Source organism: Bradyrhizobium sp. CER78, from assembly GCF_029846235.1.
Taxonomy (GTDB): domain Bacteria; phylum Pseudomonadota; class Alphaproteobacteria; order Rhizobiales; family Xanthobacteraceae; genus Bradyrhizobium.
Window position 1 is genome coordinate 300,891 of sequence record NZ_JARVWP010000004.1, and the last position, 22,446, is coordinate 323,336.

General features: G+C 65.0%; 23 protein-coding genes. 10 read left to right on the top strand and 13 right to left on the bottom strand.

What is annotated here, in order from left to right:
* Positions 1-64: 64 nt before the first annotated feature.
* From QDT69_RS10275 to QDT69_RS10285, 3 genes are all read left to right on the top strand, one after another.
* Positions 65-955 carry a LysR family transcriptional regulator gene (locus tag QDT69_RS10275; protein WP_279706461.1) on the top strand — a complete coding sequence of 297 codons (891 nt, stop codon included), beginning with the start codon at positions 65-67 and terminating at the stop codon, positions 953-955.
* Positions 956-1,030: 75 nt separating this feature from the next.
* Positions 1,031-1,513: a Holliday junction resolvase RuvX gene (ruvX, locus tag QDT69_RS10280; protein ID WP_279706462.1), complete on the top strand. Its 483-nt coding sequence runs from the start codon at positions 1,031-1,033 to the stop codon at positions 1,511-1,513.
* Positions 1,514-1,515: 2 nt separating this feature from the next.
* Positions 1,516-2,442, top strand: coding sequence for an AEC family transporter (locus QDT69_RS10285; RefSeq protein WP_279706463.1), 927 nt, complete (start codon positions 1,516-1,518; stop codon positions 2,440-2,442).
* Here the strand turns inward: QDT69_RS10285 and QDT69_RS10290 are convergent.
* The gene (locus QDT69_RS10290) at positions 2,439-5,732 is read right to left on the bottom strand and encodes a hypothetical protein (protein WP_279706464.1); all 3,294 of its coding nucleotides are present in this window, start codon (positions 5,730-5,732) and stop codon (positions 2,439-2,441) included. The genes QDT69_RS10285 and QDT69_RS10290 overlap by 4 nt on opposite strands.
* 299 nt (positions 5,733-6,031) lie before the next feature.
* The gene (locus QDT69_RS10295; RefSeq protein ID WP_279706465.1) at positions 6,032-6,751 is read right to left on the bottom strand and encodes a hypothetical protein; all 720 of its coding nucleotides are present in this window, start codon (positions 6,749-6,751) and stop codon (positions 6,032-6,034) included.
* A gap of 127 nt (positions 6,752-6,878) precedes the next feature.
* Between QDT69_RS10295 and QDT69_RS10300 the strand changes: the two genes are divergently transcribed.
* The gene (locus tag QDT69_RS10300) at positions 6,879-7,064 is read left to right on the top strand and encodes a hypothetical protein (protein ID WP_279706466.1); all 186 of its coding nucleotides are present in this window, start codon (positions 6,879-6,881) and stop codon (positions 7,062-7,064) included.
* A 25-nt stretch (positions 7,065-7,089) separates the two neighbouring features.
* On the opposite strand, the gene QDT69_RS10305 is transcribed toward QDT69_RS10300, so the two are convergent.
* The 6 genes from QDT69_RS10305 to QDT69_RS10330 all read right to left on the bottom strand — a co-directional run bounded on the left by QDT69_RS10305 (position 7,090) and on the right by QDT69_RS10330 (position 12,764).
* Complete coding sequence (locus QDT69_RS10305) at positions 7,090-8,301, bottom strand: ABC transporter substrate-binding protein (protein ID WP_279706467.1); 1,212 nt, start codon at positions 8,299-8,301, stop codon at positions 7,090-7,092.
* A 153-nt stretch (positions 8,302-8,454) separates the two neighbouring features.
* Positions 8,455-8,685, bottom strand: coding sequence for a hypothetical protein (locus QDT69_RS10310; RefSeq protein ID WP_279706468.1), 231 nt, complete (start codon positions 8,683-8,685; stop codon positions 8,455-8,457).
* A 132-nt stretch (positions 8,686-8,817) separates the two neighbouring features.
* The gene (locus QDT69_RS10315) at positions 8,818-9,591 is read right to left on the bottom strand and encodes a CPBP family intramembrane metalloprotease (protein ID WP_279706469.1); all 774 of its coding nucleotides are present in this window, start codon (positions 9,589-9,591) and stop codon (positions 8,818-8,820) included.
* A 10-nt stretch (positions 9,592-9,601) separates the two neighbouring features.
* A complete protein-coding gene (locus QDT69_RS10320; RefSeq protein ID WP_279706470.1) occupies positions 9,602-11,245 on the bottom strand; it encodes an acyl-CoA dehydrogenase family protein in 1,644 nt (547 codons plus the stop codon).
* Between the two features lie 229 nt (positions 11,246-11,474).
* Positions 11,475-11,888 carry a hypothetical protein gene (locus tag QDT69_RS10325; RefSeq protein WP_279706471.1) on the bottom strand — a complete coding sequence of 138 codons (414 nt, stop codon included), beginning with the start codon at positions 11,886-11,888 and terminating at the stop codon, positions 11,475-11,477.
* 129 nt (positions 11,889-12,017) lie between these two features.
* Positions 12,018-12,764 (bottom strand): M15 family metallopeptidase, encoded by a 747-nt coding sequence (locus QDT69_RS10330; RefSeq protein ID WP_279706472.1) that lies wholly within the window; start codon positions 12,762-12,764, stop codon positions 12,018-12,020.
* Positions 12,765-12,967: 203 nt separating this feature from the next.
* On the opposite strand from QDT69_RS10330, the gene QDT69_RS10335 reads away from it, so the two are divergent.
* The 3 genes from QDT69_RS10335 (at position 12,968) to plsY (ending at position 16,051) form a co-directional block, all read left to right on the top strand.
* On the top strand, positions 12,968-13,921 hold the full coding sequence (locus tag QDT69_RS10335) for an aspartate carbamoyltransferase catalytic subunit (protein WP_279706473.1): 954 nt from the start codon (positions 12,968-12,970) through the stop codon (positions 13,919-13,921).
* Positions 13,922-13,926: 5 nt separating this feature from the next.
* Positions 13,927-15,228, top strand: a complete 1,302-nt coding sequence (locus QDT69_RS10340) for a dihydroorotase (RefSeq protein ID WP_279706474.1) — start codon at positions 13,927-13,929, stop codon at positions 15,226-15,228.
* A 226-nt stretch (positions 15,229-15,454) separates the two neighbouring features.
* Complete coding sequence (plsY, locus tag QDT69_RS10345) at positions 15,455-16,051, top strand: glycerol-3-phosphate 1-O-acyltransferase PlsY (protein ID WP_279706475.1); 597 nt, start codon at positions 15,455-15,457, stop codon at positions 16,049-16,051.
* An 85-nt stretch (positions 16,052-16,136) separates the two neighbouring features.
* Here plsY and QDT69_RS10350 read toward each other — a convergent pair whose 3' ends face one another.
* Entirely contained in the window at positions 16,137-17,375 is a 1,239-nt protein-coding gene (locus QDT69_RS10350; protein ID WP_279706476.1) for an amidase, read from the bottom strand.
* Between the two features lie 103 nt (positions 17,376-17,478).
* Here QDT69_RS10350 and dprA point away from each other — a divergent pair, with 103 nt between their 5' ends.
* Positions 17,479-18,594: a DNA-processing protein DprA gene (gene dprA, locus QDT69_RS10355; RefSeq protein ID WP_279706477.1), complete on the top strand. Its 1,116-nt coding sequence runs from the start codon at positions 17,479-17,481 to the stop codon at positions 18,592-18,594.
* Between the two features lie 146 nt (positions 18,595-18,740).
* Here dprA and QDT69_RS10360 read toward each other — a convergent pair whose 3' ends face one another.
* Complete coding sequence (locus QDT69_RS10360; protein WP_279706478.1) at positions 18,741-19,142, bottom strand: helix-turn-helix domain-containing protein; 402 nt, start codon at positions 19,140-19,142, stop codon at positions 18,741-18,743.
* A 98-nt stretch (positions 19,143-19,240) separates the two neighbouring features.
* Between QDT69_RS10360 and QDT69_RS10365 the strand changes: the two genes are divergently transcribed.
* Positions 19,241-19,849 (top strand): FMN-dependent NADH-azoreductase, encoded by a 609-nt coding sequence (locus tag QDT69_RS10365; RefSeq protein ID WP_279706479.1) that lies wholly within the window; start codon positions 19,241-19,243, stop codon positions 19,847-19,849.
* Between the two features lie 129 nt (positions 19,850-19,978).
* On the opposite strand, the gene QDT69_RS10370 is transcribed toward QDT69_RS10365, so the two are convergent.
* Positions 19,979-20,146: a hypothetical protein gene (locus tag QDT69_RS10370; RefSeq protein ID WP_279706480.1), complete on the bottom strand. Its 168-nt coding sequence runs from the start codon at positions 20,144-20,146 to the stop codon at positions 19,979-19,981.
* Between the two features lie 310 nt (positions 20,147-20,456).
* On the bottom strand, positions 20,457-21,230 hold the full coding sequence (locus QDT69_RS10375) for a glucose 1-dehydrogenase (protein ID WP_279706481.1): 774 nt from the start codon (positions 21,228-21,230) through the stop codon (positions 20,457-20,459).
* A gap of 110 nt (positions 21,231-21,340) precedes the next feature.
* Here QDT69_RS10375 and QDT69_RS10380 point away from each other — a divergent pair, with 110 nt between their 5' ends.
* Positions 21,341-21,817 carry a helix-turn-helix domain-containing protein gene (locus QDT69_RS10380; protein ID WP_279706482.1) on the top strand — a complete coding sequence of 159 codons (477 nt, stop codon included), beginning with the start codon at positions 21,341-21,343 and terminating at the stop codon, positions 21,815-21,817.
* A gap of 380 nt (positions 21,818-22,197) precedes the next feature.
* On the opposite strand, the gene QDT69_RS10385 is transcribed toward QDT69_RS10380, so the two are convergent.
* Positions 22,198-22,437 (bottom strand): hypothetical protein, encoded by a 240-nt coding sequence (locus tag QDT69_RS10385; protein WP_279706483.1) that lies wholly within the window; start codon positions 22,435-22,437, stop codon positions 22,198-22,200.
* Positions 22,438-22,446 lie beyond the last annotated feature (9 nt).

Below are 22,446 nucleotides of genomic sequence, written 5' to 3' on the forward strand. Positions count from 1 at the left end.
CTATCATTCTCGGATAATGAATACTAGAGAACGCAGCCATCTCTAAATTGAAACGGTGGTCCAGATGGAATTGACCGACCTGCTCACCTTTTCCACGGTCGCCCGGCTCGGCGGCATCACCCGGGCCGCCGACGAGCTGAATACCGTGCAGTCCAACGTCACCCAGCGCATCAAGGCGCTGGAGGCCGAGATCGGCACTGCGCTGTTCGAGCGGCACAGCCGTGGCATGTCGCTGACCGGCGCCGGCCGCCGCCTGCTGCCGTATGCGCAGCGGATGGCGGCGCTGTCGCGCGAAGCCGTGCTCGCCGCGCGCGACGATGGCGAGCCGAGGGGACCGCTGTCGATCGGCTCGATGGAGACGACCGCCGCCGTTCGGCTGCCAACACTGCTTGCCGAGTTTCACCGCCGTTACCCGGCGGTGCGCCTGACGCTACGCACCGCGCCGACCACCGATCTCGTCGCCGCCGTGCTTGACGGCTCGCTCGATGGCGCCTTCGTCGCCGGTCCGATCGAGCACGCCGAACTGTCAGCGACATCGGCCTTCACCGAGGAACTGGTGCTCGTCACCGCGCAGCGCTGGAAATCGCTCGCCGCCTTGCGCGCCGGCACACCGGAGTCTGGTCCGACCGCGCTGGTGTTCCGCACCGGCTGCACCTACCGGCAGCGCCTCGAACAGGTGTTCACCGAGTTCGGCTGGCCGTCGGCCGCGCGCTTCGAACTCGGCACGCTCGACGGCATGGTCGGCTGCGTCGCCGCCGACATGGGCGTGACGCTCTTGCCGCGCGCGGTCGTCGAACGCGACCACGTCCAGCGCGACGTGAATATCCACAAGCTCAATCCGCAGCATGCTCAGGTCGAGACGCTGTTCATCCAGCGCCGCACCGCGCACCAGTACAGTCCGTTGCAGGGGCTTGTCGCGTGCCTCGGCGGCGACGATCGGGTGATCGCCGCCTGATCGGCGTTTTCGCATGGACGGCCGCCCGCATCCGGGCTTTGCCTCGGCGCGCGGCTGCGTGCTAAGCGCAAGGCCATGCCCGCCCTCATCCTTCCCCTGATCGAAGCCGCGCCGCACTGGCCCGACCGTGGCGCGCTCGTCGGCCTCGACCTCGGCACCAAGACCATTGGCGTTGCCGTCTCCGATCCAGACCGGCGGCTCGCGACCGGCGTCGAGACCATTCAGCGCAAGCAGTTCAAGGTGGACGCGGCGCGGCTGCTCGCGATCGCGGCCGAGCGCAACGCCGCAGGCTTCGTGCTGGGCCTGCCGATCAACATGGACGGCAGCGAAGGCCCGCGCGCGCAATCGACCCGGGCCTTCGCCCGCAACCTCTCAAACCTCACCGTGCTGGCAATCGGACTATGGGACGAGCGCCTGTCGACCGCGGCGGTCGAACGCGAGTTGATCGGCATGGATGTCAGCCGCGCCCGCCGTGCCGAGGTGATCGACGAGCACGCAGCGATCTTCATCCTGCAGGGCGCGCTCGACCGGCTCGCGAAGCTGCGCGGAGACCGCTGACCATGGCCGTGGTGATCGCGGCGTTGTTGCCGGTGTTCCTGCTGATCGTGCTCGGTTTCGTCCTGAAGCGCACGCTGATGCGGCTCGACACGCAATGGCACGGGCTGGAGCAGCTCACTTACTACGTCCTGTTCCCGGTGCTGCTGGTGCAGACGCTGGTCAAGGCCGACCTGACCAAGGTACCGGTCGCTGGTGTCGGCGGCGCGCTGTTGCTCGCGGCGCTCGTGATGTGCCTGCTCTGTCTTGCGCTGCGGACCGCGCTCGCCCGGGCCGGCGTCGACGGCCCCGCCTTCACCTCGATCTTCCAGGGCGCGACGCGCTGGCAGACCTATGTCGCGCTGTCGGTGTCGCGCAATCTCTTTGGCAGCACTGGACTTGCGCTGGCCTCCGTTGCGATGGTCGCCATCATCCCGCTGGTCAACGTCTTCAGCGTCGCCGTGCTGGCGAAATATGCCTCCTCGAAGAAGCGCTCTGCCGGCGCCATCGTGATGACGATCGTCAAGAACCCGCTGATCTGGGCCTGCGTGATCGGGCTCGTCATCAACGTCGCGCACATCCCGCTGCCGCAGATCTGGCACGATGTCGCCGACGCGCTCGGCGGCTCGTCGCTGGCGATCGGCCTGCTGGTAACCGGCGCCGGGCTGCATCTGGAAGGCATCTTCCGCCCCAGCCTCGCGGCCAGCATCGCGCTGGTGCTGAAGCTGGTCCTGATGCCCGTGCTCACCGTTGCGCTCGCGGTGTGGTTCGGCGTCACCGGCGCCAATCTTGCCATCGTCGCCGCCTGCGCCGCGGTGCCGACCTCGCCGTCGGCCTATGTGCTGGCGCGCCAGATGGGCGGCGACGCCCCGCTGCTCGCCCAGATCATCACGCTGCAGACGATCCTCGCTGCGATCACGATGCCGATCGTGATCGCAGCGGTCGGGCCCTAGGCGTGTTGGGGCGGGGCTAGCGTCGTAACCAGATTGGGCTGGACCTGGACCGAGCTGCCGCCATGGCCGTCGCTGGAGACCGCGAAGGTTGAGGCCATGTAGTTGCCGAGCAGCGCAATCTGGGCCGTGTTCGCACCATCGGTGATGCTCAACGTCCCCTGCGAGCCATCGCCGGAATAGCTCGCCTTGGTCGTCGAACCGAACCCGATGTCCCTGAGGTCCAGCGTATCGGTCCCGCTCATGCCGGCCACCGTGCCGCTGAAGCCGGCAAAATGGTCGATCTGCAAGGTCCCGGCATCGCCGGCAAAGATCGCATGCCCGGCATAGGCGTTGGCGAGCTCGACCGTCGTCCCCTGCGCGATCGTCACGGGATCGACCACCGTGAACGACTGCCAGCCGGTTGCGGTCCCGTTGTTCAGGATCAGCTGCGCCCACAATGTATCGGTGTTGCCGGTCGTGCCCTCGTTGAACACCACGTTACCGACATTGGCCGGGCTGACGTCGATCGCATGGCCGCCGGTCTGCGTCACGTTGTTGACCACGAACTGGCCGGTGGCAGCCGTACCGTCAGAGTCCCACAGCTCGAGCTTCTGATAGCCGACGTTGCCGGGATCCGAGATCGTGACCAGGTTCGACAGCGCGATGGTCTGCCCCGGAGTTGCGGTCGTATAATTGTGCACGGCCACCGTTGGGTTCGGCACCGTGACCGAGAACTGCTGCCAGCCGCTTGTCGTGCCGTTGCTCTCGACGAGCTGCGCCCACAGCGTGTCGGTGCCGGCGCCGGTGCCGGCATCGAAGACCACGGTGGCGCCGCTCGGCACGTTGATCGCATGGCCACCGGTCTGCGGCGTGCCGTTGATCAGGAACTCGCCGCCCGCGGCTGACCCGTTCGAGTCCCACAGCTGCAACTGGTACGTGGCATTGCTGGGATCGGAGACCGTCACCAGATTCGACAGCGCGATCTGCGCACCAGCCGTGGCCCTGGACACACTGGTCGTGCTGAGCGTCGGGGTCGGCACCGTGACCGAGAACTGTCGCCAGCCGCTTGGCGTGCCGTTGCTCTGAATGAGCTGCGCCCACAGCGTGTCGGTGCCGGCGCCGGTACCGGCATCGAACACCACGGTGGCGCCGCTCGGCACGGTGATGGCATGGCCGCCGGTCTGCGGCGTACCGTTGATCAGGAACTCGCCGCCTGCGGCTGACCCGTTCGAGTCCCACAGCTGCAACTGGTACGTCGCATTGCTGGGATCGGAGACCGTCACCAGGTTCGACAGCGCGATCTGCGCGCCGGCCGTCGCATTGGACACGCTCGCCGTGCTGAGCGTCGGCGCCGGCACCGTGACGGTGAACGCCTGCCAGCCGCTTGGCGTACCGTTACTCTGAATGAGCTGCGCCCACAGCGTGTCGGTGCCGGGGCCGGTGCCGGCATCGAACGCCACGGTGGCGCCTGACGGCACGGTGATCGCATGGCCACCGGTCTGCGGGGTGCCATTGATCAGGAACTCGCCGCCCGCGGCTGACCCGTTCGAATCCCACAGCTGCAACTGGTACGTGGCATTGCTGGGATCGGAGACCGTCACCAGGCTCGACAGCGCGATCTGCGCGCCGGCCGTAGCATTGGACACATTCATCGTGCTGAACGTCGGCGCTGCCACCGTGACCGTGAACGGCTTCCAGCCACTGGGCGTGCCGTCGCTCTGAATCAGTTGTGCCCACAGCGTGTCGGTCCCTGAGCCGGTGCCGGCATCGAACGCCACGGTGGCGCCAGACGGCACGGTGATCGCGTGGCCGCCGGTCTGCGGCGCGCCGTTGATCAGGAACTCGCCGCCCGCGGCTGACCCGTTCAAGTCCCACAGCTGCAGCTGGTACGTGGCATTGCTGGGATCAGAGACCGTCACCAGGTTCGACAGCGCGATCTGCGCGCCGGCCGTCGCATTGGACACACTCATCGTGCTGAACGTCGGCGCTGCCACCGTGACCGTAAACGGCTGCCAGCCAGTTGTCGTGCCGTCCTTCTGAATGAGCTGCGCCCATAGCGTGTCGGTGCCCGAGCCGGTGCCAGCATCGAACACCACGGTGGCGCCTGACGGCACGGTGATCGCATGGCCGCCGGTCTGCGGGGTGCCGTTGATCAGGAATTCCCCGCCCGCGGCGGTGCCGTTCGAATCCCACAGTTGCAGCGACTGGTAGCCGAGGTTGCTCGGGTCGCTGATCGTGACAAGGCTCGACAGGTTGATCGCCTGGCCGGCGGTCGCACTGGCGATGCTGTTCACGGCCAGGGTTGGAGGCGCGCGATAGACCGTCGCCGTGAAGTAATGCGGGACGCCGTGCGTGCCGTACAGGTTCACGGCGGAGTCGTAGTAAATTCCGATGAGGTCGCCGGCATCGTTGACGCGTTCGAGAAACGTGCCATTTGCACTCTGGCTCGCAGTCTGGGCAGCCCCCGGTTCATCGATCGTGGTATAGACGCCGTTCAAATAGGTGAAGCCGTGGTAGACGCCCGCGGTCTGGTAATAGCCGACGACCTCCCCACTATTGTTCATCGACGTCGCGACGGTCGTCCCCGCAGTCGCGTTCGGATCAACGATGGAAACGAAGTTTCCGCCGGTATCGAGAAAATAGGTCGCGCTGGTGTTGCTGGTGAAGCGGCCGAGGATCTGGCCCGCATTGTTGATCGACATCAGATACGTGTTGTTGCCGGTACTCGCAGCGGGGTCGTCGACCGTGACCACCGTGGGATTGACGGCGTTGGGATCGTAGAAGAAGCCGTGGCTGATGTTGCTGGAATCCGTGTAGTCGCCGACGATCTGATCGGAATTGTTGAGTGCGACAGCAGAACGATTGAAAAGCGGAGTGAGCAGGGTCGTCGCGCCGTTCGAATAGAGGAACGGAAAGAATCCGGCGTCATCCCGAAATGCCCCCAGGATCGTGCCGGAATCGTTCACCGCGTAGGCATAGGTGAAATTCGAGTACCCATTCGGCGGATTAGGAGCATTGGGCGGAATGGTCGGGCTGAAATCGCTCGCCGCGGGAGAGCTGCCGACATAGCCGATGAAATAGGGATCGTTGCTCTGTTGAGAAACGGTCCCAATCACCTCGCCCGCATTGTTGAGATAAATGCCAGACTGGGTGGTTTGGCCCGACGGGGCAGCGACGGTCGTCAACACACCATTCGCGTAGACGCCGCCAAAGGAAAACAGCGCCACGTCTGCGTTGTTGAAGCCTGTCAGTTGGTAGTAGCCGGAGGTTTGGTAGCTCGAAAGAATGGTCGTGTACGTATACCCTGCCATCTGCCCCTACTCTTCAAAATGGAGGGGTCTTCACCGCCGCTGCGGCGAGAACCCGTTTGAAAAAAGCGCTCACGGAATCGTCATTGACGCGTGAAATTGTCGCGCAATATGAATCAATGTCTACCCTTTATGTGACTTAGTTGCAACAGTCACACATAATCTCACACTTTAGCACAATGAACTTCGGCCGCTGCTGGTATGCCAGATGGGCAGCCACGCCCCTGCTCGCCCAGGTCCTTGCCGCTGCGGATCATGCTGATCGCGGCGATCAGGTCGGGCCGCAGGCTTACCCGCGGGCATCACCACTCCGGCTGTGGACTCCCTGCCCGCCACGGCGCGATCGGCTGGAACAACAGGCGCCCGACGAGCTTCAGGCTCGGAATGACCGAGTAGAAGGCAAGCGCGCCGATCACGAACCCGATCAGCACGGAGAATGTTTGCGTCCGAATGGTCGGATAGAACACGACCAGGAGAAGCACGACTTCCGCGAAGTAGAGCGGCACCGACGAAAGCCCCGGATTGGGCCGAAAGCCCGCATTGTTGAGCGCGATGTGCGAGAACCAGCCGTCCGACAGCCGGCACCCGATGATTGCGCCGAGGCAGCCGAACGCAAGCGGCGTTTGCCAGAGCACCGTACCGGCAATGCCGAGCAGCCCGACGATCCACAGCGCGATGGTCAGACCGCCGAAGAACGAGATCTGACCGAAAGCATCGGGTATCTTCACCCCGGCGATCGCGCCGAAGTAGCGCCACAGCCGGCCTTTGCGCTCCTGCAACGAATGCAGCAGCGTCAACGCCAGGTCGATGATCTGCAAGACCGCTAAGGCAACGACCGTAGCGCTTGAACCAAGTATCCAGATGTTCTGCAAATTCTCGTCCATCTGCATCACCCTGCGAAAGAGCCAAGTGAAGGATAAGAATCGCGGCGTGTCGCCGAGCCATCCGCCGCGCGGTAGTTGGACAACGTAGCGCGAAGCCTCGCGTGGAGTTTGGATTTTGTGAAGGTCCGAAACGGTCATCAACCGGTTCGATCGGGCCACCATTGGTCGCCGGGAGCGCTGTCCTGATCAGGACGTGCAGCTACAAAATAGGACGCGCGCGAGTTGCAGGAATCAGCAATGATCGTTCCGGTACGGAGCGTGACCGATGCGTGCCAACAGATTCAAGAGCTGGACCGAGAACGAAGAGCGCCTGCTGGTTGCGCTGCACGAATCCGGGATGAACCACCGGCTGATCGCGCTCAAGCTGCGCCGGACCGAGGCCGGGGTCGATAACCGGCTCGCGCAAATCATCCACCGGCCGAGACCAGTTGAGGACGCGTCTCGCGCCTGACCATCGTCGCGCTGCCCGGTGACAGCTATTTGCTGCGCGCGTCGGTGAACGCCGTATCGAGCACATCGCCGATCGGCTGCCAGCTGCGGCCGTCGAATTGAAGCAACCGCAATTGCTCGACCGGTCGAAAGTGACCGGTGTTGATCCTGATGCCCGGGAGCAAGGCGGATGCCTGATAATCCCTGATCGCCGCCGCCTGCTTCATGACGTTTTCGCGCGACAGATCGTTGCCGCATTGCTTGAGCACCTGGACCATCGTTTCGGCGGCAGCATAGCCGTAGACGGCGGCAGCGTCGTCCTTGCCGCCGGCTTTGGTATATTTGTCCAGGAAGCTGTGCCAGGCGCCCTGATCTTCCCTCCAGGCCGGATCGCTCGCATCCTTCAGGAAGGTGGCGGTGATGACGCCGGTCGCATTCTCCGTGCCGGCCGGCTTGAGCACCGTCTCGATCGATGCCGCCATCTGGTTCAAGACAAATACCGGCCGCCAGCCATGATCGGCCGCCGCCCGGATCACCTTGGCAGCATTTTCCGGCACGCCGGCAAACACGAAGACCTCGGCGCCCGATTGCTTCAGGATCGATATGTGGCCGTCCAGATGCTGATCGTCGACGTCATAGGCGATGTCGACCCTGATGTTGTGGGCGACGTCGCCCAGCCCTTGCACCAGCCCCTTGAACAATTCACGGCCGAACTGGTCATTCTCCCAAAGCGCCACGATCTTCTTTCCGGGATAGAAGGCCTGGATGTAGTTGGCGTAGATCCGCCCCTCCTCGCGGTATGAAGGCTGCCAGCCCATGGTCCACGGATAGGCCGACGGCTCGCTGAAGTCCTGATCGCCGGAGGCGACGAAAAGCTGGGGGACCTGCCGTTCGTTGAGATACTTCCGCACGGCGAGATTGTCCGGCGTCCCGAACGAACCGAACATCAGGAGCACATTGTCGGTCTCGACCAGAATGCGCGTGAGGTCCATGGCATTGGAAGCATCGGACAGATCGTCGTAGGACATGAAGCGGATCTTGCGGCCGCCAACTCCACCGCGTTCGTTGATCATGTCGAAATAAGCAGCTTCCGCCTTGCCGATCTGGCCGAAGATCTCCAGCGTGCCGCTATACGGCATGAGATTGCCGATCCGGATTTCGGTATCGGTGACGCCCTGGTCGCGCACCTGCTGCGTGATGGCGCCGAGCGACACCAGCGCGACGACGCCGGCCAAAAAAGTTCGGAATAACGTAGCCATGGGAAGAGCTCGCACGACGGCAGCCGCCGCTGCCTGGTTTCCATCCGGCCCGCGCTCGTTCATTGATTTAGATCATAGCACTTTGACCCGATCGCCACCTAGCGTGGATATCTGTGGCCGTAGACCGAAAGTACGCGCGCCTACGCGACTGGCTTAGTTTCTGGCCAGATTACCAAGTCGGAAGTTGCGGCGCGCGTTGAAATGAGATGGGAGGGAGCGTTCGCTCGTCGAGGGGATGCCATGGTCGAGGAACTCTTTGGCTTGATAGAAGAATATCCAACCATACGGCTTCGTGATCGTGGCTTCGCGCACAATGCGAGCTCGCCCCTCGCAACAAATGTCCACCCACGCAATTGCTAGTGCAGCCGCCTGATCGAAATCCATCGCGTCAGTGTTCCAAGGACCTTGAGAACGTCTGTCACGCTCAGGATATGGTCCGAGCGCAAAAGCACGATTGACCGAATGGCCTTAGGAACACAAGGCTGTGACATCTTTCGTGCAGAGAAAGTGACCAGCCTACTGCCCCGCCAGCCACCAGGTCTGGATCGTCGCCGCCAAATTATTCAGCCCATGCAGCAGGATGGTCAGCCAGGTCGAGCCGGTGCGGAAACGCAGATAGCCGAACAGGAGGCCGATCGTCAGCACCTGGCAGAGAAAGAACCAGTCGTACTGCAGGTGCATGATCGTCCAGACCAGCGATGACAGCAGGATCGCGCCATACGGGCCGAGCGCGGATTCCGACCAGCCGCGATAGAGCCAGCCGCGCGCGAACAGTTCCTCCCAGAGCGGCGCAGCCACGGCGAAGGCGATCACCAGAAGCCACAGCGCGCTGTGCTCCTGCGCCGATTTCAGCACGTCGCCCATGAAGCCCGGCGTCACCTCGCGGCCGGCGGCGCGGGACACCATGTCCCAGGCGCCGACCAGCACGATGAGCGAGACGATACCGATGATCACGTTCTTCCACGACGTCCCGCGCAGCCCGAGGTAATCGGCGAACGAGATCCGGGTCCGGCGGATCGCGAACCACAGCACCAGCAGCACCATCGGCAGGCCGGCGAGGACCGAGAGCGAGATCGTCAGGCCGTCGGCAACCACATGGGTGATGCCGGCGGCCGACAATTCGCCGCCCTGCGCGATGATGCGATAGACGATGACGGCGACCTGGCCGAGGAACATCGCGGCGAAGATCAAAAAGCCCCACAGCGCGGTGCCCCAGAACTTCCAGACCCGCGGGGGACGTGGCGCCGGATCGATAGCGGCCGGTGGAGTGTCGGGATTGAGTGCGTCCATCAGTAAACCTTCATGGCAACGCCCGCGCCAGCAGCGCGCGCTGATCGGCATCGGACAGGTCCACCGCGCCGTACATGCCGGCGTGGCGTTCGGCAAGCCGTGTCGCCGCGAACAGTTCGGCATTGTCAGGCGAGACCTGGTTGAGCGCCGCGGCCGCCGCCAGCAGCGCCAGCTTCTCGACTGCAAGCCGCGCGATGCGCTCGCTGTCCGGACGGCGGAACGATTGTCCGATCGACGCGACAGCCTCGGCCGCGCCCGGCAGGCCCTTGGTCTCGTCGGCGAGTGCACCCAAGACGGCGAGCGCGGCGTCGGCCTCGCGGCCGAGCGCGCGCAACACGTCGAGGCACATCACGTTCCCTGAGCCTTCCCAGATCGCGTTGACCGGCGACTCCCGGTAATGCCGCGCCAGAATGCCCTCCTCGACATAGCCGTTGCCGCCGAGGCATTCCATCGCCTCATAGAGGAAGCCGGGCGCGCTCTTGCAGGTCCAGTATTTGATCGCCGGCGTCAGCAACCGCATGTAAGCGGCCTCGCCTGCGTCGCTGGGCGCGCGATCGAAGGCGCGGCAGAGCCGCATTACCAGCGCGATGGACGCCTCGACATGCAGCGCCATGTCCGAGAGTACCGCCTGCATCAACGGCTGGTCGGCGAGATGCTTCTGAAACACGCTGCGATGCCGCGCGTGATTGAGCGCATGCGCCAGCCCCGAGCGCATCAGGCCAACGGATGCGATCGCGCAATCCTGCCGCGTCAGTTGCACCATCTGGATGATGGTGCGGATGCCCTTGCCCTCCTCGCCGATCAATTCGGCATACGCGCCGTGGAATTCGACCTCCGAGGAGGCATTGGAGCGGTTGCCGAGCTTGTCCTTCAGCCGTTGGAAGTGGATCGCGTTGACGGTGCCGTCGGGCGCAAAGCGCGGCATGAAGAAGCAGCTCAGGCCGCCGTTGGCCTGCGCCAGCACCAGGAATGCGTCGCACATCGGCGCCGACATGAACCATTTGTGGCCGGTGATGCGCCAGGCGCCGCCATCGGGCTCGGCGCGCGTCGTGTTGGCGCGCACATCGGTGCCGCCCTGCTTCTCCGTCATGCCCATGCCGAGCGTCATGCCGCGCTTGGTCCACCACGGCGCAAAGCTCGGGTCATAAGCGCGCGTGCCGATGACCGGCATCGTCTTCGCCAGGATCTCCGGCTGCGAGGCCAGCGCCGCGACCGAGGCACGCGTCATCGTGATCGGGCAGAGATGGCCGGTCTCGACCTGGGAGGCGATGTAGAATTTCGCCGCGCGCACCACCTCGGCCGCGCCACCGGCCGGCTTGCCGTCCATGGTCCAGGTCGAATTGTGCACACCGGCATGGGCGGACTGCGCCATCAGCTCGTGATAGGCCGGATGAAACTCGACCTCGTCGCGGCGATTGCCCCTGGCATCGAAGGTGCGCAGCTTCGGCGTGTTCTCGTTGGCGACGCGGCCGCGTTCCGCCATCACGGCGGAGCCCCAATGCTTGCCGAAATCGGAGAGTTCAGCTGACGCCGACGCCCCGCCATTGGCGGCCACCGCGGCCGCGAGCGGTGCGTCCGCTGTGAAGAAGTCGACGTCCTCAAAGGGCGGCGACTGGTTGAGGACGTCGTGCGTGGCAAACGGAGCCTGCGTCATGGTCTCCTCGAGAGCGATCTCGCGTCGCCGATGCGGCCCGGACGACAGCCGCTTCGGCCGGGATCACGAGCCAATCGTGGCGCAATGGAATCGGGGGATCATAGGCCTGCGCACCGGCGCCGGGCAGCGAAAAATGCGTCATCGCTCGATGCTTCAGCGGCGATGGCGATCAAGCCGTAAGGGCCCGGGCACATGATTGAACTCCCGTCCAGCCGAACCGTCGTGACGGTCAGGTCAGACGCGTCCTGTCCACCTTGGTCCTGGAAGCCAGTACCGGAAGCAGGTCGCCGGCGTGCAGCGGCTGGCCGCAGGGGAAGGACGACATCCGCAGCACCGACTGATGCGTGACCCCGTCGACCGGCGAGACATAGACGACGCGCAGCTCGATCTTGTGCCTTACGTTGTAGCCCTGCCACTTCGGGTTCTCTTTCCGCAGCAGTTCGGCACCGTCACAACGGACCATGCCGGAGGTCCACTTCGTTTTGCTGAAGATCCCGCGCTCGACTTTTTCCAGATAGCATTGGTCGTTGACGCCGCTGACGCGCGCATCGACGCGCTTGTAGTTGGTGGTCTTGTCGTACTGGTCGTAGGCCACGATGCCCACGGCACTGGCCAAAATGATCGCAAGGCCTGCCAGACGCATGTTCCGTGCTCCCGCTCTGTCCGCCATGATAGGCGGGGCAATTAAGGAGTGTTGAACGCGCGCGCCGCTACCTTTGCGAGGGCAAGCAATGTGTTGCGAACATGCTTCGGATTTGAGGAAAATCCCGCGCTATCGTGCCCGCACGATCGGGAAGTCGTAGGCCGCTGCGCCCGCCCCCGGCAACGAAAAGTGCCACCATTCCTTTGAATAATTGGCAAATCCCTGCCGGGCCATCGCCGTGACCAGCATGGTCCGCCAGCGCCTCTGCGCCGGCGTGATCGAGCCCGCAGCGGTATGCGCCTTGACGTCGGAACAGTCATAGCCGGTGCCCATGTCGACGCTGCCTTCCGGAGCGCGCGCGGCGACCGGCGCAGTGCAGTCGGCATAGTCCTTGGCCGGATCGAACTTGCGCGAATTGTCGGCGCCAAGATCGACCAGCGTGAGATCGACCGCGGCGCCGGTCGAATGGCCGGAATGGGTGGCGATATAGCCGAGGCGGAACAAATCCGCCTTCGAGAACGCCGGATTGTAGCGCCGTTCGGCGGCGGTCTCCTTGCCGTTCCTCGACCACGCCACCATGTCGGCGACCGCGCGGGCCGGCCGGTAGCAATCGAACATTTTCAGCGACAGTCTTTGTCGCGCCAGTTCCCGCTGCACGGCCTTGAGGCGAAGGCCCACGTCCCGCTTCACCACGCATTCCGCCGCGTCATAGCCCGCGATCGGCCGGCCCATGAAGTTGTTCGCGCCGGCGTAGCGAATGTCCTGGATGATGGTCGGATCGATGTCGCGCAGAAACGCGAAGTCGCCCGGAAGGCCCTGGGCAAGGACCGGCGAGACCAAGCCCGCAACAGCGACGAGGATCCCGACAATTTGCAAGCTCTCGCTCCAGCGCAGCCGCCGGGCTGGTCCCGGCCGTCCCCGTCTTGTTCCGGAAAGACCAGCAAAAGCAAGCCATCGGTGGCCCGCCAGGCGCGGAGCATGGCGGCCGAGAAGGCGGCCCCATCTTACTCGGGGAAAACTCATCTGGCCCCTCTTCGCGCTTGCCCCACCGGCCATCCGCGCCTATAGCTCTGGCTTTAATGACCCCATCATTGAAATCGACTTTTGTCCTCGGTCACCGGCATCTGCTGGGCATCGAGGGCCTTTCCGCTGACGACATCACGGGCCTGCTCGACCTCTCCGAGGAGTATGTCGAGCTCAACCGCCAGGTCGACAAGAAACGCGCCAGTCTGCGCGGCCGCACCCAGGTCAATCTGTTCTTCGAGGCCTCGACCCGGACCCAGTCCTCGTTCGAGATCGCCGGAAAACGCCTGGGCGCCGACGTCATGAACATGTCGGTGTCATCGATGTCGACCCGAAAGGGCGAGACCTTGATGGACACCGCGGTGACGCTGAACGCGATGCACCCCGACATCCTGGTGGTGCGCCATCACGCCTCCGGCGCGGTCGAGCTCCTGGCGCGCAAGGTTGACGGTTCCGTGATCAATGCCGGTGACGGCAGCCACGAGCATCCGACCCAAGCGCTGCTGGACGCGCTGACGATCCGCCGCAACAAGGGCCGGCTCGAAGGGCTGACGATCGCGATCTGCGGCGACGTGCTGCATTCGCGCGTTGCGCGCTCCAACATCATCCTGCTCAACACGATGGGCGCGCGCGTCCGCGTCGTGGCCCCCTCCACCTTGCTGCCGCCCGGGATCGAGCGGATGGGCGTCGAGGTCGCGCGCGACATGCGCGAGGGGTTGAACGGCGCCGACATCGTGATGATGCTGCGGTTGCAGCGTGAGCGCATGAACGGCTCCTTCGTGCCGTCGTCGGGCGAGTATTTCCACTATTTCGGCCTCGACCAGAAGAAACTCGGTTACGCCAAGCCGGACGCGCTCGTGATGCATCCGGGCCCGATGAACCGTGGTGTCGAGATCGACACCTTCGTTGCCGACGGCGCGCAGTCGCTGATCCGTGAACAAGTTGAAATGGGTGTGGCAGTGCGCATGGCGGTGCTGGAAGCGCTCGCCCGCAACCTGCCGAACGCGTGAGACCGATGCTGACCGATCGCCGCCCCATCCTGCTCGCCAACGCCCGCGTCATCGATCCGTCGCGCGACTTCGACGGTCCGGGCGATGTCCTGATCGCCGACGGCGTAATCCGTGACGCCAAGCGCGGCATCGGCGCCGCCGGCGTCCCCGAAGGCACCGACATCGTCAATTGCGCCGGCAAGATCGTGGCCCCAGGCCTGATCGACATGCGCGCCTTCGTCGGTGAACCCGGCGCCAGCCACCGCGAGACCTTTGCGTCCGCGAGCCAGGCCGCCGCCGCCGGCGGCATCACCACCATCATCTGCCAGCCCGACACCTCGCCGGTGATCGACAATTCGGCGACCGTCGACTTCGTACTGCGCCGCGCCCGCGACACCGCGATCGTCAACATCCACCCGATGGCGGCGCTGACCAAGGGCATGCAGGGCCAGGAGATGACCGAGATCGGTCTCTTGAAGGCTGCCGGCGCGGTGGCCTTCACCGATGGCGACCGCAGCGTCACCAACGCCCAGGTGATGCGGCGCGCGCTGACCTACGCCCGCGATTTCGACGCGTTGATCGTGCATCACACCGAGGACCCGCATCTGGTCGGCGAAGGCGTGATGAACGAAGGCGAGTTCGCCACAAGGCTCGGCCTTGCCGGGATTCCGACCGCCGCCGAGTCGATCATGCTCGAGCGCGACATGCGGCTCGCGGGCCTGACCGGCGGGCGCTATCACGCGGCCTCGCTGACCTCGACCGAGTCGCTGGAGATCCTCAAGCGTGCCCGCGACGCCGGTCACAATGTCTCGGCCTCGGTCTCGATCAACCACGTGACCTTGAACGAGAACGACATAGGCCCCTACCGCACCTTCCTGAAGCTGGCGCCACCGCTGCGCACCGAGGAGGACCGCAAGGCGCTGGTCTCAGCGCTAGCCTCCGGGCTGATCGACGTCGTGATGAGCGATCACAATCCGCAGGACGTCGAGGTCAAGCGGCTGCCGTTCGCGGAAGCGGCGAGCGGGGCGGTCGGCCTGCAGACCATGCTGCCGGCAGCGCTGCGGCTGATCCACAATGGCGAGATGGACTTCAAGACGCTGATCCGGGCGATGTCGACGCGGCCGGCGGAACTGCTCGGCCTGCCGGGCGGCACGCTGCGCGCCGGTGCGCCGGCCGACGTGATCGTGATCGACGCCGACACCCCTTGGGTGCTCGATCGCGACGACCTCAAATCGCTGTGCAAGAATACGCCGTTCGACGACGCCCGCTTCTCGGGCCGCGTGACGCGGACGATCGTCGGCGGACGCACCGTGTACGAACACGTCTAAATCGGAGTGGAACCTAACGCGCCGCGAGTTGCGACATCGCCTCCATCGTCGTTCCAACGACGATAGCCGCGACGTAAACGACAAACAAAGCCTGCTCCAGCCGCCTGCGAACAGAAGCCATGATAAGCTCCCTCATTTCCACGGCCATGGTGCGGATCGATGGTTAATATTTCATTGATGGATTCGTCCAAATTGGACCGGACCGGCCGTCCAGGGAGCCACCGCGATGTCTGCTGACGCGTTCCTGCCGGTCGCCTTGCTGATCGGCTATCTCCTGGGCTCGATCCCGTTCGGCATGGTCCTCACCCGCCTCGCCGGCACGCAGGATCTGCGCACCATCGGCTCCGGCAATATCGGCGCCACCAACGTGCTGCGCACCGGCCGCAAGGGCCTCGCCGCGGCAACGCTGATCGGCGACATGCTGAAGGGCACGGTCGCCGTTATCATCGCGGGCACGATCGACGGCCCGAACGCGGCAATGCTGGCGGCGCTGGGAGCGTTCCTTGGTCACCTCTTCCCGGTCTGGCTGAAATTCCGCGGCGGCAAGGGTGTCGCGACCTATCTCGGCGTGCTGCTCGGGCTGTTCTGGCCGGCGGCGCTGATCTTTGCCGTGATCTGGCTCGGCACCGCCTACACCACACGCTACTCGTCGCTGTCAGCGCTGATCGCCGCGTTCGTGACGCCGCTATTCCTGTGGTGGTTCGGCCACAACGCCCTCGCCTCGCTGTTCGCCGTGCTGACGCTGCTGTTGTTCTACATGCACCGCGAGAACATCAAGCGCCTGCAGGCCGGCACCGAAGGCAAGATCGGCGAGAAGAGGTAGTTTGCCGTCATTCCGGGGCGATGCGCAGCATCGAACCCGGAATCTCGAGGTTCCGGACTCGCTTCGCGCCCCGGAACGACGGTGATCATCCCCTCAGCGCATCCTCGACAAAGCTCGCCGCGGCCAGCGCCTTGGCGTCGTCGCCGAAGCCCGCAACCACGGTCACGCCGACGGGCAATCCGCCCTCGGCGGTCAGCGTCGGCACGTTGACGCAGGGCACACCCATCAAGGTCCAGAGCCGGTTGTAACGAGGATCGCCGGTCGACGTCAGGCCCTTCGGCGCCGCTCCCGGCGCCGACAGCGTCAACAGCACGTCGACCTCGGTGAGAACAGTGGCGAGCGCCTGCCGCGCGCGCAGCGTAACATCCATCGCCGCGTCGTATTCCGCCGGTGTGCCGCCCTTGCTCTCGTCGAGCCGGCCGCGCAGCAGCGGCGGCATCGCATCGTAGTTCTGCCGGTATTCCCAGGCGAGCGACTGGTGCGCCTCGAACTCCTGCACGTCAGGATGGATCCGCCACGCCTCGGCGATGACGTCAGACACGGCAATCTCCCGCACCGTCGCGCCCGCCTGCTCCGCAGCGCGCGCGGCCCTCCGCAACGCCTCCGCGCCGGATGGTTCAGGCGCGCCGGCGAATGCCTGCGTCACCACGCCGATGCGCGGCGCCGCGAGCTGCGATGGCACCACGAGGTCAGGCCGCCTCGTCATCGCAGCCAGCCCCAGCGCGACATCGCGCACGCCGGCGCCAAACAGCCCGACAGTATCGAGCGTCCATGAAAAGCACTTCACGCCGACGGTCGGCAGCAGCCGGTAGCTCGGCTTGATCGCGGCGACGCCGCAGAACGAGGCCGGCCGGATCACGGAGCCGCCGGTCTGCGTGCCCAGTGCCAGCGGGATCATGCCGGCGGCGACCGCGGCCGCCGAGCCCGACGACGACCCGCCCGGGGTGTGCGCGTGATTGTGCGGATTGACCGTCGCGGTCGGATCGTTCGCCGCGAACGCGGTCGTCGTGGTCTTGCCGATGATGGTCGCACCGGCCTGCTTCAACGCCATCACGACCGGCGCATCGGCGCGCGGCTGATGGCGGCGATAGATCGCAGAACCCATCTCGGTCGGGAAATCGGCGGTATCGATGATGTCCTTGATACCGACTGCAATACCGCGCAATGGCCCGGCAGTTTGCGCTCGGGCGCTCTTGTCATGGCAAACAAAGGCGCCGATCGCCTCGTCCTGTGCACCAATCGCCTGCAGCGATTGATCAATGGCCGCTTCAGGCGACAGCGTACCCTGCTCGATACGCGCTTGGAGGTCGGCAAGTGAGATCATGGGCAGCTTCCCTGGCATTGGCGGCTGCTTTTAGCGCGTTGCGCCGAGCTGCGCCAATGTCGCAGTTGATCACAATCTCAGGTTGGGCGAAGCTGCACCCCGCATGCATGACCGGTCCCCCAGCGCACCAAAACTCACCGACGCCGAACGGCTCAACCGCCTGCGGCTGATCCGCTCCGACAATGTCGGCCCGCGCACCTTTGCATCGCTGCTCCGCCATTTTGGCGATGCGGCGCACGCACTGGAGCGCCTGCCGGATCTCGCGCGCCGCGGCGGCGCGTCAGGCCCCTCGCGCATCTGCACCGAGGCTGACGCGGCCGCGGAGCTTGCGGCCTGCCGCAAATTCGGCATCGACCTTGTCGCGCCTGAAGAAGCGCACTATCCGGCGCGGCTTGCCACCATCGACGACGCGCCGCCGCTGCTCGGCGTGCGCGGTGACCGCGGCAGTCTGATGCGGCCGATGATCGCGATCGTCGGCTCGCGCAACGCCTCCGGCGCCGGGCTGAAATTCGCAGGCCAGCTCGCGCGCGATCTCGGCGACGCCGGCTTCGTCGTGATCTCGGGCCTTGCCCGCGGCATCGACCAGGCGGCGCATCGCGCGACGGTCGCAAGCGGCACGGTCGCCGTGCTCGCCGGCGGCCACGACAGGATCTATCCGCCGGAGCATGAGGATCTGCTGGCCGCTTTGCTCGCGCGGGGCGCGGCGATCTCGGAGATGCCGCTCGGCCACGTGCCGCGGGCGCGCGACTTCCCCCGCCGCAACCGGTTGATCTCGGGCGCCTCGCTCGGCGTCGTGGTGGTGGAGGCCGCGCATCGTTCGGGCTCGCTGATCACGGCGCGAATGGCGGCCGAACAGGGCCGCGAGGTGTTCGCGGTGCCGGGCTCGCCGATCGATCCGCGCGCCGCCGGCGCCAACGATTTGATCAAGCAAGGTGCCACGCTGGTGACCGAAGCTGCCGACGTCATCAACGCGGTGACGCCGATCATGGAGCGGCCGATCATGCTCGCCGCGCGCGAAGACGACGAGCCGATGGACTTTGCGACTGATGGCGGCGATCGTGCCCGCATCATCAATCTGCTCGGGCCGAGCCCGATCAGCCTCGACGATCTGATCCGGATGGCGGACGTCTCACCCGCCGTCGTCCGCGCCGTGCTGCTGGAGCTTGAATTGGCGGGCAAGCTGGAGCGTCACGGCGGCGGGCTGGTGTCGATGATTTAGCCGGCGAGTTGGCAGGCTCAAATGTCAGTCCGTCATCCTGAGGAGCGCGTAGCGCGTCTCGAAAGATCGACGGCCGTGCATCCTGGCCACCGGTCGGGCCGTGCATCCTTCGAGGCTCGCTCCGCTCGCAGGATGACGGATAACGATCACTCCGCATTGCGCGCATCAAAGTCGTTCCGCGCGCCCTCGATCTCCGGCAGATGCGTGAACGCCCACTGGCCGAGCGCCTTCACCGGCTCTGCCAGCCCGCGGCCAAGATCGGTCAGCTCATAGTCGACCCGCGGCGGGATGGTCGGGAACACCGTGCGGGTCACCAGCCCGTCGCGCTCCAGGCCGCGCAGCGTGAGCGTCAGCATCCGCTGCGAGATGCCATTGATCATGCGCTTCAATTCGTTGAACCGCTTCGGCCCGTCGATCAGCATCATGATCACGAACACGCTCCATTTGTCGCCGACCCGCGCCAGCACGGAGGCCACCGCGCGGCAATCGCTGTGGTCGGGACTGGGCCGCGGCGGCGGAGCAGTTACATCAATGTTCTCGGGTCTCATCGGTGTGCTCGGGTTTCAAAAATGTGCGTTCTTGCGGAGATTTAGGGCGGTCACTCATATAGCGCCAGTTACAAACCTATACCAAAGGTGACCCTGCCATGAAACTTCTGCACATCGACTCCTCGGTCCTCGGCCCTCACTCCGTCAGCCGCCAGGTCTCCGCCGCCGCCGTCGAGCGGCTGCGCCAGGCCAATCCCGGCCTCGTCGTCAGCTACCGCGACCTCACCCAGACCCCACTCGCCCACCTCTCCGGCCTGCACCTCGCGGCCAGCCAGGGCGCAGCACCCGATCCGTCGGTGCGCGACGACATCGCGACCGGCCAGGCGGTCCTGGACGAATTCCTCGCCGCCGACATCGTCGTGATCGGCGCTCCCATGTACAATTTCACCATTCCGAGCCAGCTCAAGGCCTGGATCGATCGCGTCGTGGTCGCGGGCAAGACCTTCAAATACGACGCCGGCGGCGTTGAGGGATTGGCCGGCAACAAGCGGGTCATCATCGCGATCTCGCGCGGCGGCTATTACGGCGCCGACACGCCGATGGCCGCGCTCGAGCACCTCGAGACCTATCTGCGCGGCGTGTTCGGCTTCATCGGTGTCAGGAATCTCGAATTCATCCCCGCCGACGGCATCCAGGTCGGCCCCGAGCATCGCGAGAAGGCGGTCGCAGGCGCGCTGCAGGCCGCCGGCAGCCTGAACGCCGCCTAGCTCCGGAGAAGCTGCCGTCACCCGCGAAAACGGGTGACGCGCTGTTCCAGAGGGGTCGTGATTGAACCGATGGGCCGCGGCGTACTGGATACCTCGCATCCGCGGGGTATGACGGATGTGGACGGAGCCTCAGAACCAGACGCCTTGGATGCCGCAGATGACGGCGACGAGCGAAATCAACAGGCCGATGCCGGAAAACAGCGCAACCGTCACAAGCTGTGCCGAGTCTGACGAGTCTGAATTGTCGGACGCAGACGAAACCTTGATCGGGGTCGCAATACGAACTGCTTTCGGCATGACAGCACTCCAAATGATTCCGTGGTGAAAAAAATCCCAGCCCTGTTCAAGAGTCCCGGGAACACGTCAAAGGTTCAAGCATGGTCCGGAAAAGTGCGAAGCGGTTTTCCGAAGAGATCATGCTGAGACAACGAAGCAATGATAGTCGCGCACGACAGCGGCCGGCGTGATCCGTTTCACACCGGCCGCTCCGTACAATGAGAAACAAATCAGAGCGCTTTCGAGCGAAGTGGGCACCGGTTCGCGTGAAGAAAACGCGTCAGAACAAGATCGAGAGCCCCGTTCCGATTTTAATCGGAACGGAAAGGCTCTACCCGCGATAGATCGGCGCGCCGGCGGGCGACGCCGTTGAGCCGCCATCGATGAACAGTTCCTGACCCTGCACATGCGCCGCGTCGTCGGACGCGAGGAACAGCACGGTCTTCGAGATGTGATCGGGTTCACCGATCCGCCCGAGCGGGGTGGTCATACCGATTCGCTGCTCGAAGGCCTTCTCGGCCTCGGGCGTTGCGATCGCAGCGCCCCAGATCGGCGTCCGCACCGCGCCCGGCGCCACCACGTTGACACGGATGTTGCGCGGCGACAGTTCTGACGCCATCACCCGCGCCATCGCGCGCACACCGGCCTTGCTCGCGGCATAGGCCGAGTACCCGGGATTGCCGAGCACCGAAATCACCGAGCCGTTGAGGATGATCGACGCGCCGTCGTTGAGATGAGGCGCGACCGCCTGCACGGTGAAGAATACACCGGTGAGATTGGTGCGGATCACATTTTCGAATGCGGCGAGCGTGGTGCCGCCAACCGGCGTCTGGCCGGGAATGCCGGCATTGGCGAACAGCACGTCATATTTGCCGAACTTCTCGGCGCCCTGCTTCACTGCGGCCTCCAGCGCCGCAACGTCGGTGGCGTCGGCCACCACCGCGAGCGCGTTCGGCCCGAGTTCCTTCGCCGCCACCGCCAGCCTCTCCTTGTTGCGCCCGGTGATGACGACCTTGGCGCCTTCGGCCACGAACAGCTTTGCTGTCGCGAGCCCGATGCCGCTGTTGCCGCCGGTGATCAACGCTGTCTTGTTTGCCAGTCTCATGTCCGCCTCCAACGTGGTTGCATTATTAAACTTCGTTGCCTACCTAGGGCATCAGGTTTAATATTGCAACCACACAAGGTCGTGATGCCCGAAATTCCTGGAGACGGTCGGTGAAGAGAACCAGCCTTGCAGGCGACAGTTGCCCGGTGGCACGCGCGCTCGACGTGTTTGGCGACTGGTGGTCGCTTTTGATCATCCGCGATGCCAGCCTTGGCCGGCGCCGCTTCGGCGAATTCCAGGCCAGCCTCGGGCTTGCAAAGAACATCCTCGCCACGCGGCTGCGCACGCTGGTCGAGCGCGGCATTCTGAAGACAGTCCCCGCCTCCGACGGCAGCGCCTATCAGGAATATGTGCTGACGCCGAAGGGCCACGGCATCTTTCCGATCCTGGTCGCGCTCCGGCAGTGGACCGAGGAGTTCGACGAGCATCCGGACGAGATCGCGACCATCATGGTCGACCGCGACAAGGGCAAGCCGGTGAAGAAGCTTGCTCTCTATTCGCAGGACGGCCGCGTGCTTGGCGCGGCGGATACGACGCTGAAGCTGAGGCCAGCTCGGAAGACGGCGCGGCGCCTCGCGACTGCGTAGCTTGCGTGGAGCGCGGGCGATGACCGTCAATGATATCCGCGGAAGGGAATTGATGGGTTTTGCGAAGCTGCGTCCCTACTAAAACTGTCATCGCCCGGCTCGCCGCCTCCGCTAAAGCTTCGGCGCGCCTGGGATGCATGGCCTCGTCGAAGCCTTGGCGGAGACGGGACCGGGCGATCCAGTACGCCGCGGCCTCTCTGCTCACGCACCGCTGCCTCTGGAATACTGGATCACCCGCGAAAGCTTTCGCGGGTGATGACACCGCATGTTTGGCGGCTTGAATCGAGAACCATGCACCGCCGTCGTCATGGCGCAAGCCAGGACGACGGACGGAGAGTGCCCAGCACGCGAGGCCGGACCTATCGTCCCGAGCCTTCACCTCACGACAGCTTCCGTCGGCTGCGCGCGCGCAGTTGCTCGTCGGCCTCCAGGCGGGTCATCGCGAGCAGATGGTCCAGGACTTCGAATTTGTGGCGCTGAGCGAGTTTGGCGAGTTCGGACGCTGCGGCTGCGATCAGGATCAGGGCGTCATCCGGGCCGCCCTCCCCACCTGTCTCGTCGCTTGCCGGTCGCCGCCGGCCGGGCGGCTTGCGCTTCCGGCCGCCCCCTATGGTGCTCAAAAGGCCTAA

What these genes read in the sequence shown, in the direction of transcription:
- QDT69_RS10275 (WP_279706461.1), top strand. Translation starts at nt 65, where the DNA reads ATGGAATTGACCGACCTGCTCACCTTTTCCACGGTCGCCCGGCTCGGC.
- ruvX (WP_279706462.1), top strand. Translation starts at nt 1,031, where the DNA reads ATGCCCGCCCTCATCCTTCCCCTGATCGAAGCCGCGCCGCACTGGCCC.
- QDT69_RS10285 (WP_279706463.1), top strand. Translation starts at nt 1,516, where the DNA reads ATGGCCGTGGTGATCGCGGCGTTGTTGCCGGTGTTCCTGCTGATCGTG.
- QDT69_RS10290 (WP_279706464.1), bottom strand. Translation starts at nt 5,732, where the DNA reads ATGGCAGGGTATACGTACACGACCATTCTTTCGAGCTACCAAACCTCC.
- QDT69_RS10295 (WP_279706465.1), bottom strand. Translation starts at nt 6,751, where the DNA reads ATGACCGTTTCGGACCTTCACAAAATCCAAACTCCACGCGAGGCTTCG.
- QDT69_RS10300 (WP_279706466.1), top strand. Translation starts at nt 6,879, where the DNA reads ATGCGTGCCAACAGATTCAAGAGCTGGACCGAGAACGAAGAGCGCCTG.
- QDT69_RS10305 (WP_279706467.1), bottom strand. Translation starts at nt 8,301, where the DNA reads ATGGCTACGTTATTCCGAACTTTTTTGGCCGGCGTCGTCGCGCTGGTG.
- QDT69_RS10310 (WP_279706468.1), bottom strand. Translation starts at nt 8,685, where the DNA reads ATGGATTTCGATCAGGCGGCTGCACTAGCAATTGCGTGGGTGGACATT.
- QDT69_RS10315 (WP_279706469.1), bottom strand. Translation starts at nt 9,591, where the DNA reads ATGGACGCACTCAATCCCGACACTCCACCGGCCGCTATCGATCCGGCG.
- QDT69_RS10320 (WP_279706470.1), bottom strand. Translation starts at nt 11,245, where the DNA reads ATGACGCAGGCTCCGTTTGCCACGCACGACGTCCTCAACCAGTCGCCG.
- QDT69_RS10325 (WP_279706471.1), bottom strand. Translation starts at nt 11,888, where the DNA reads ATGCGTCTGGCAGGCCTTGCGATCATTTTGGCCAGTGCCGTGGGCATC.
- QDT69_RS10335 (WP_279706473.1), top strand. Translation starts at nt 12,968, where the DNA reads ATGACCCCATCATTGAAATCGACTTTTGTCCTCGGTCACCGGCATCTG.
- QDT69_RS10340 (WP_279706474.1), top strand. Translation starts at nt 13,927, where the DNA reads ATGCTGACCGATCGCCGCCCCATCCTGCTCGCCAACGCCCGCGTCATC.
- plsY (WP_279706475.1), top strand. Translation starts at nt 15,455, where the DNA reads ATGTCTGCTGACGCGTTCCTGCCGGTCGCCTTGCTGATCGGCTATCTC.
- QDT69_RS10350 (WP_279706476.1), bottom strand. Translation starts at nt 17,375, where the DNA reads ATGATCTCACTTGCCGACCTCCAAGCGCGTATCGAGCAGGGTACGCTG.
- dprA (WP_279706477.1), top strand. Translation starts at nt 17,479, where the DNA reads ATGCATGACCGGTCCCCCAGCGCACCAAAACTCACCGACGCCGAACGG.
- QDT69_RS10360 (WP_279706478.1), bottom strand. Translation starts at nt 19,142, where the DNA reads ATGAGACCCGAGAACATTGATGTAACTGCTCCGCCGCCGCGGCCCAGT.
- QDT69_RS10365 (WP_279706479.1), top strand. Translation starts at nt 19,241, where the DNA reads ATGAAACTTCTGCACATCGACTCCTCGGTCCTCGGCCCTCACTCCGTC.
- QDT69_RS10370 (WP_279706480.1), bottom strand. Translation starts at nt 20,146, where the DNA reads ATGCCGAAAGCAGTTCGTATTGCGACCCCGATCAAGGTTTCGTCTGCG.
- QDT69_RS10375 (WP_279706481.1), bottom strand. Translation starts at nt 21,230, where the DNA reads ATGAGACTGGCAAACAAGACAGCGTTGATCACCGGCGGCAACAGCGGC.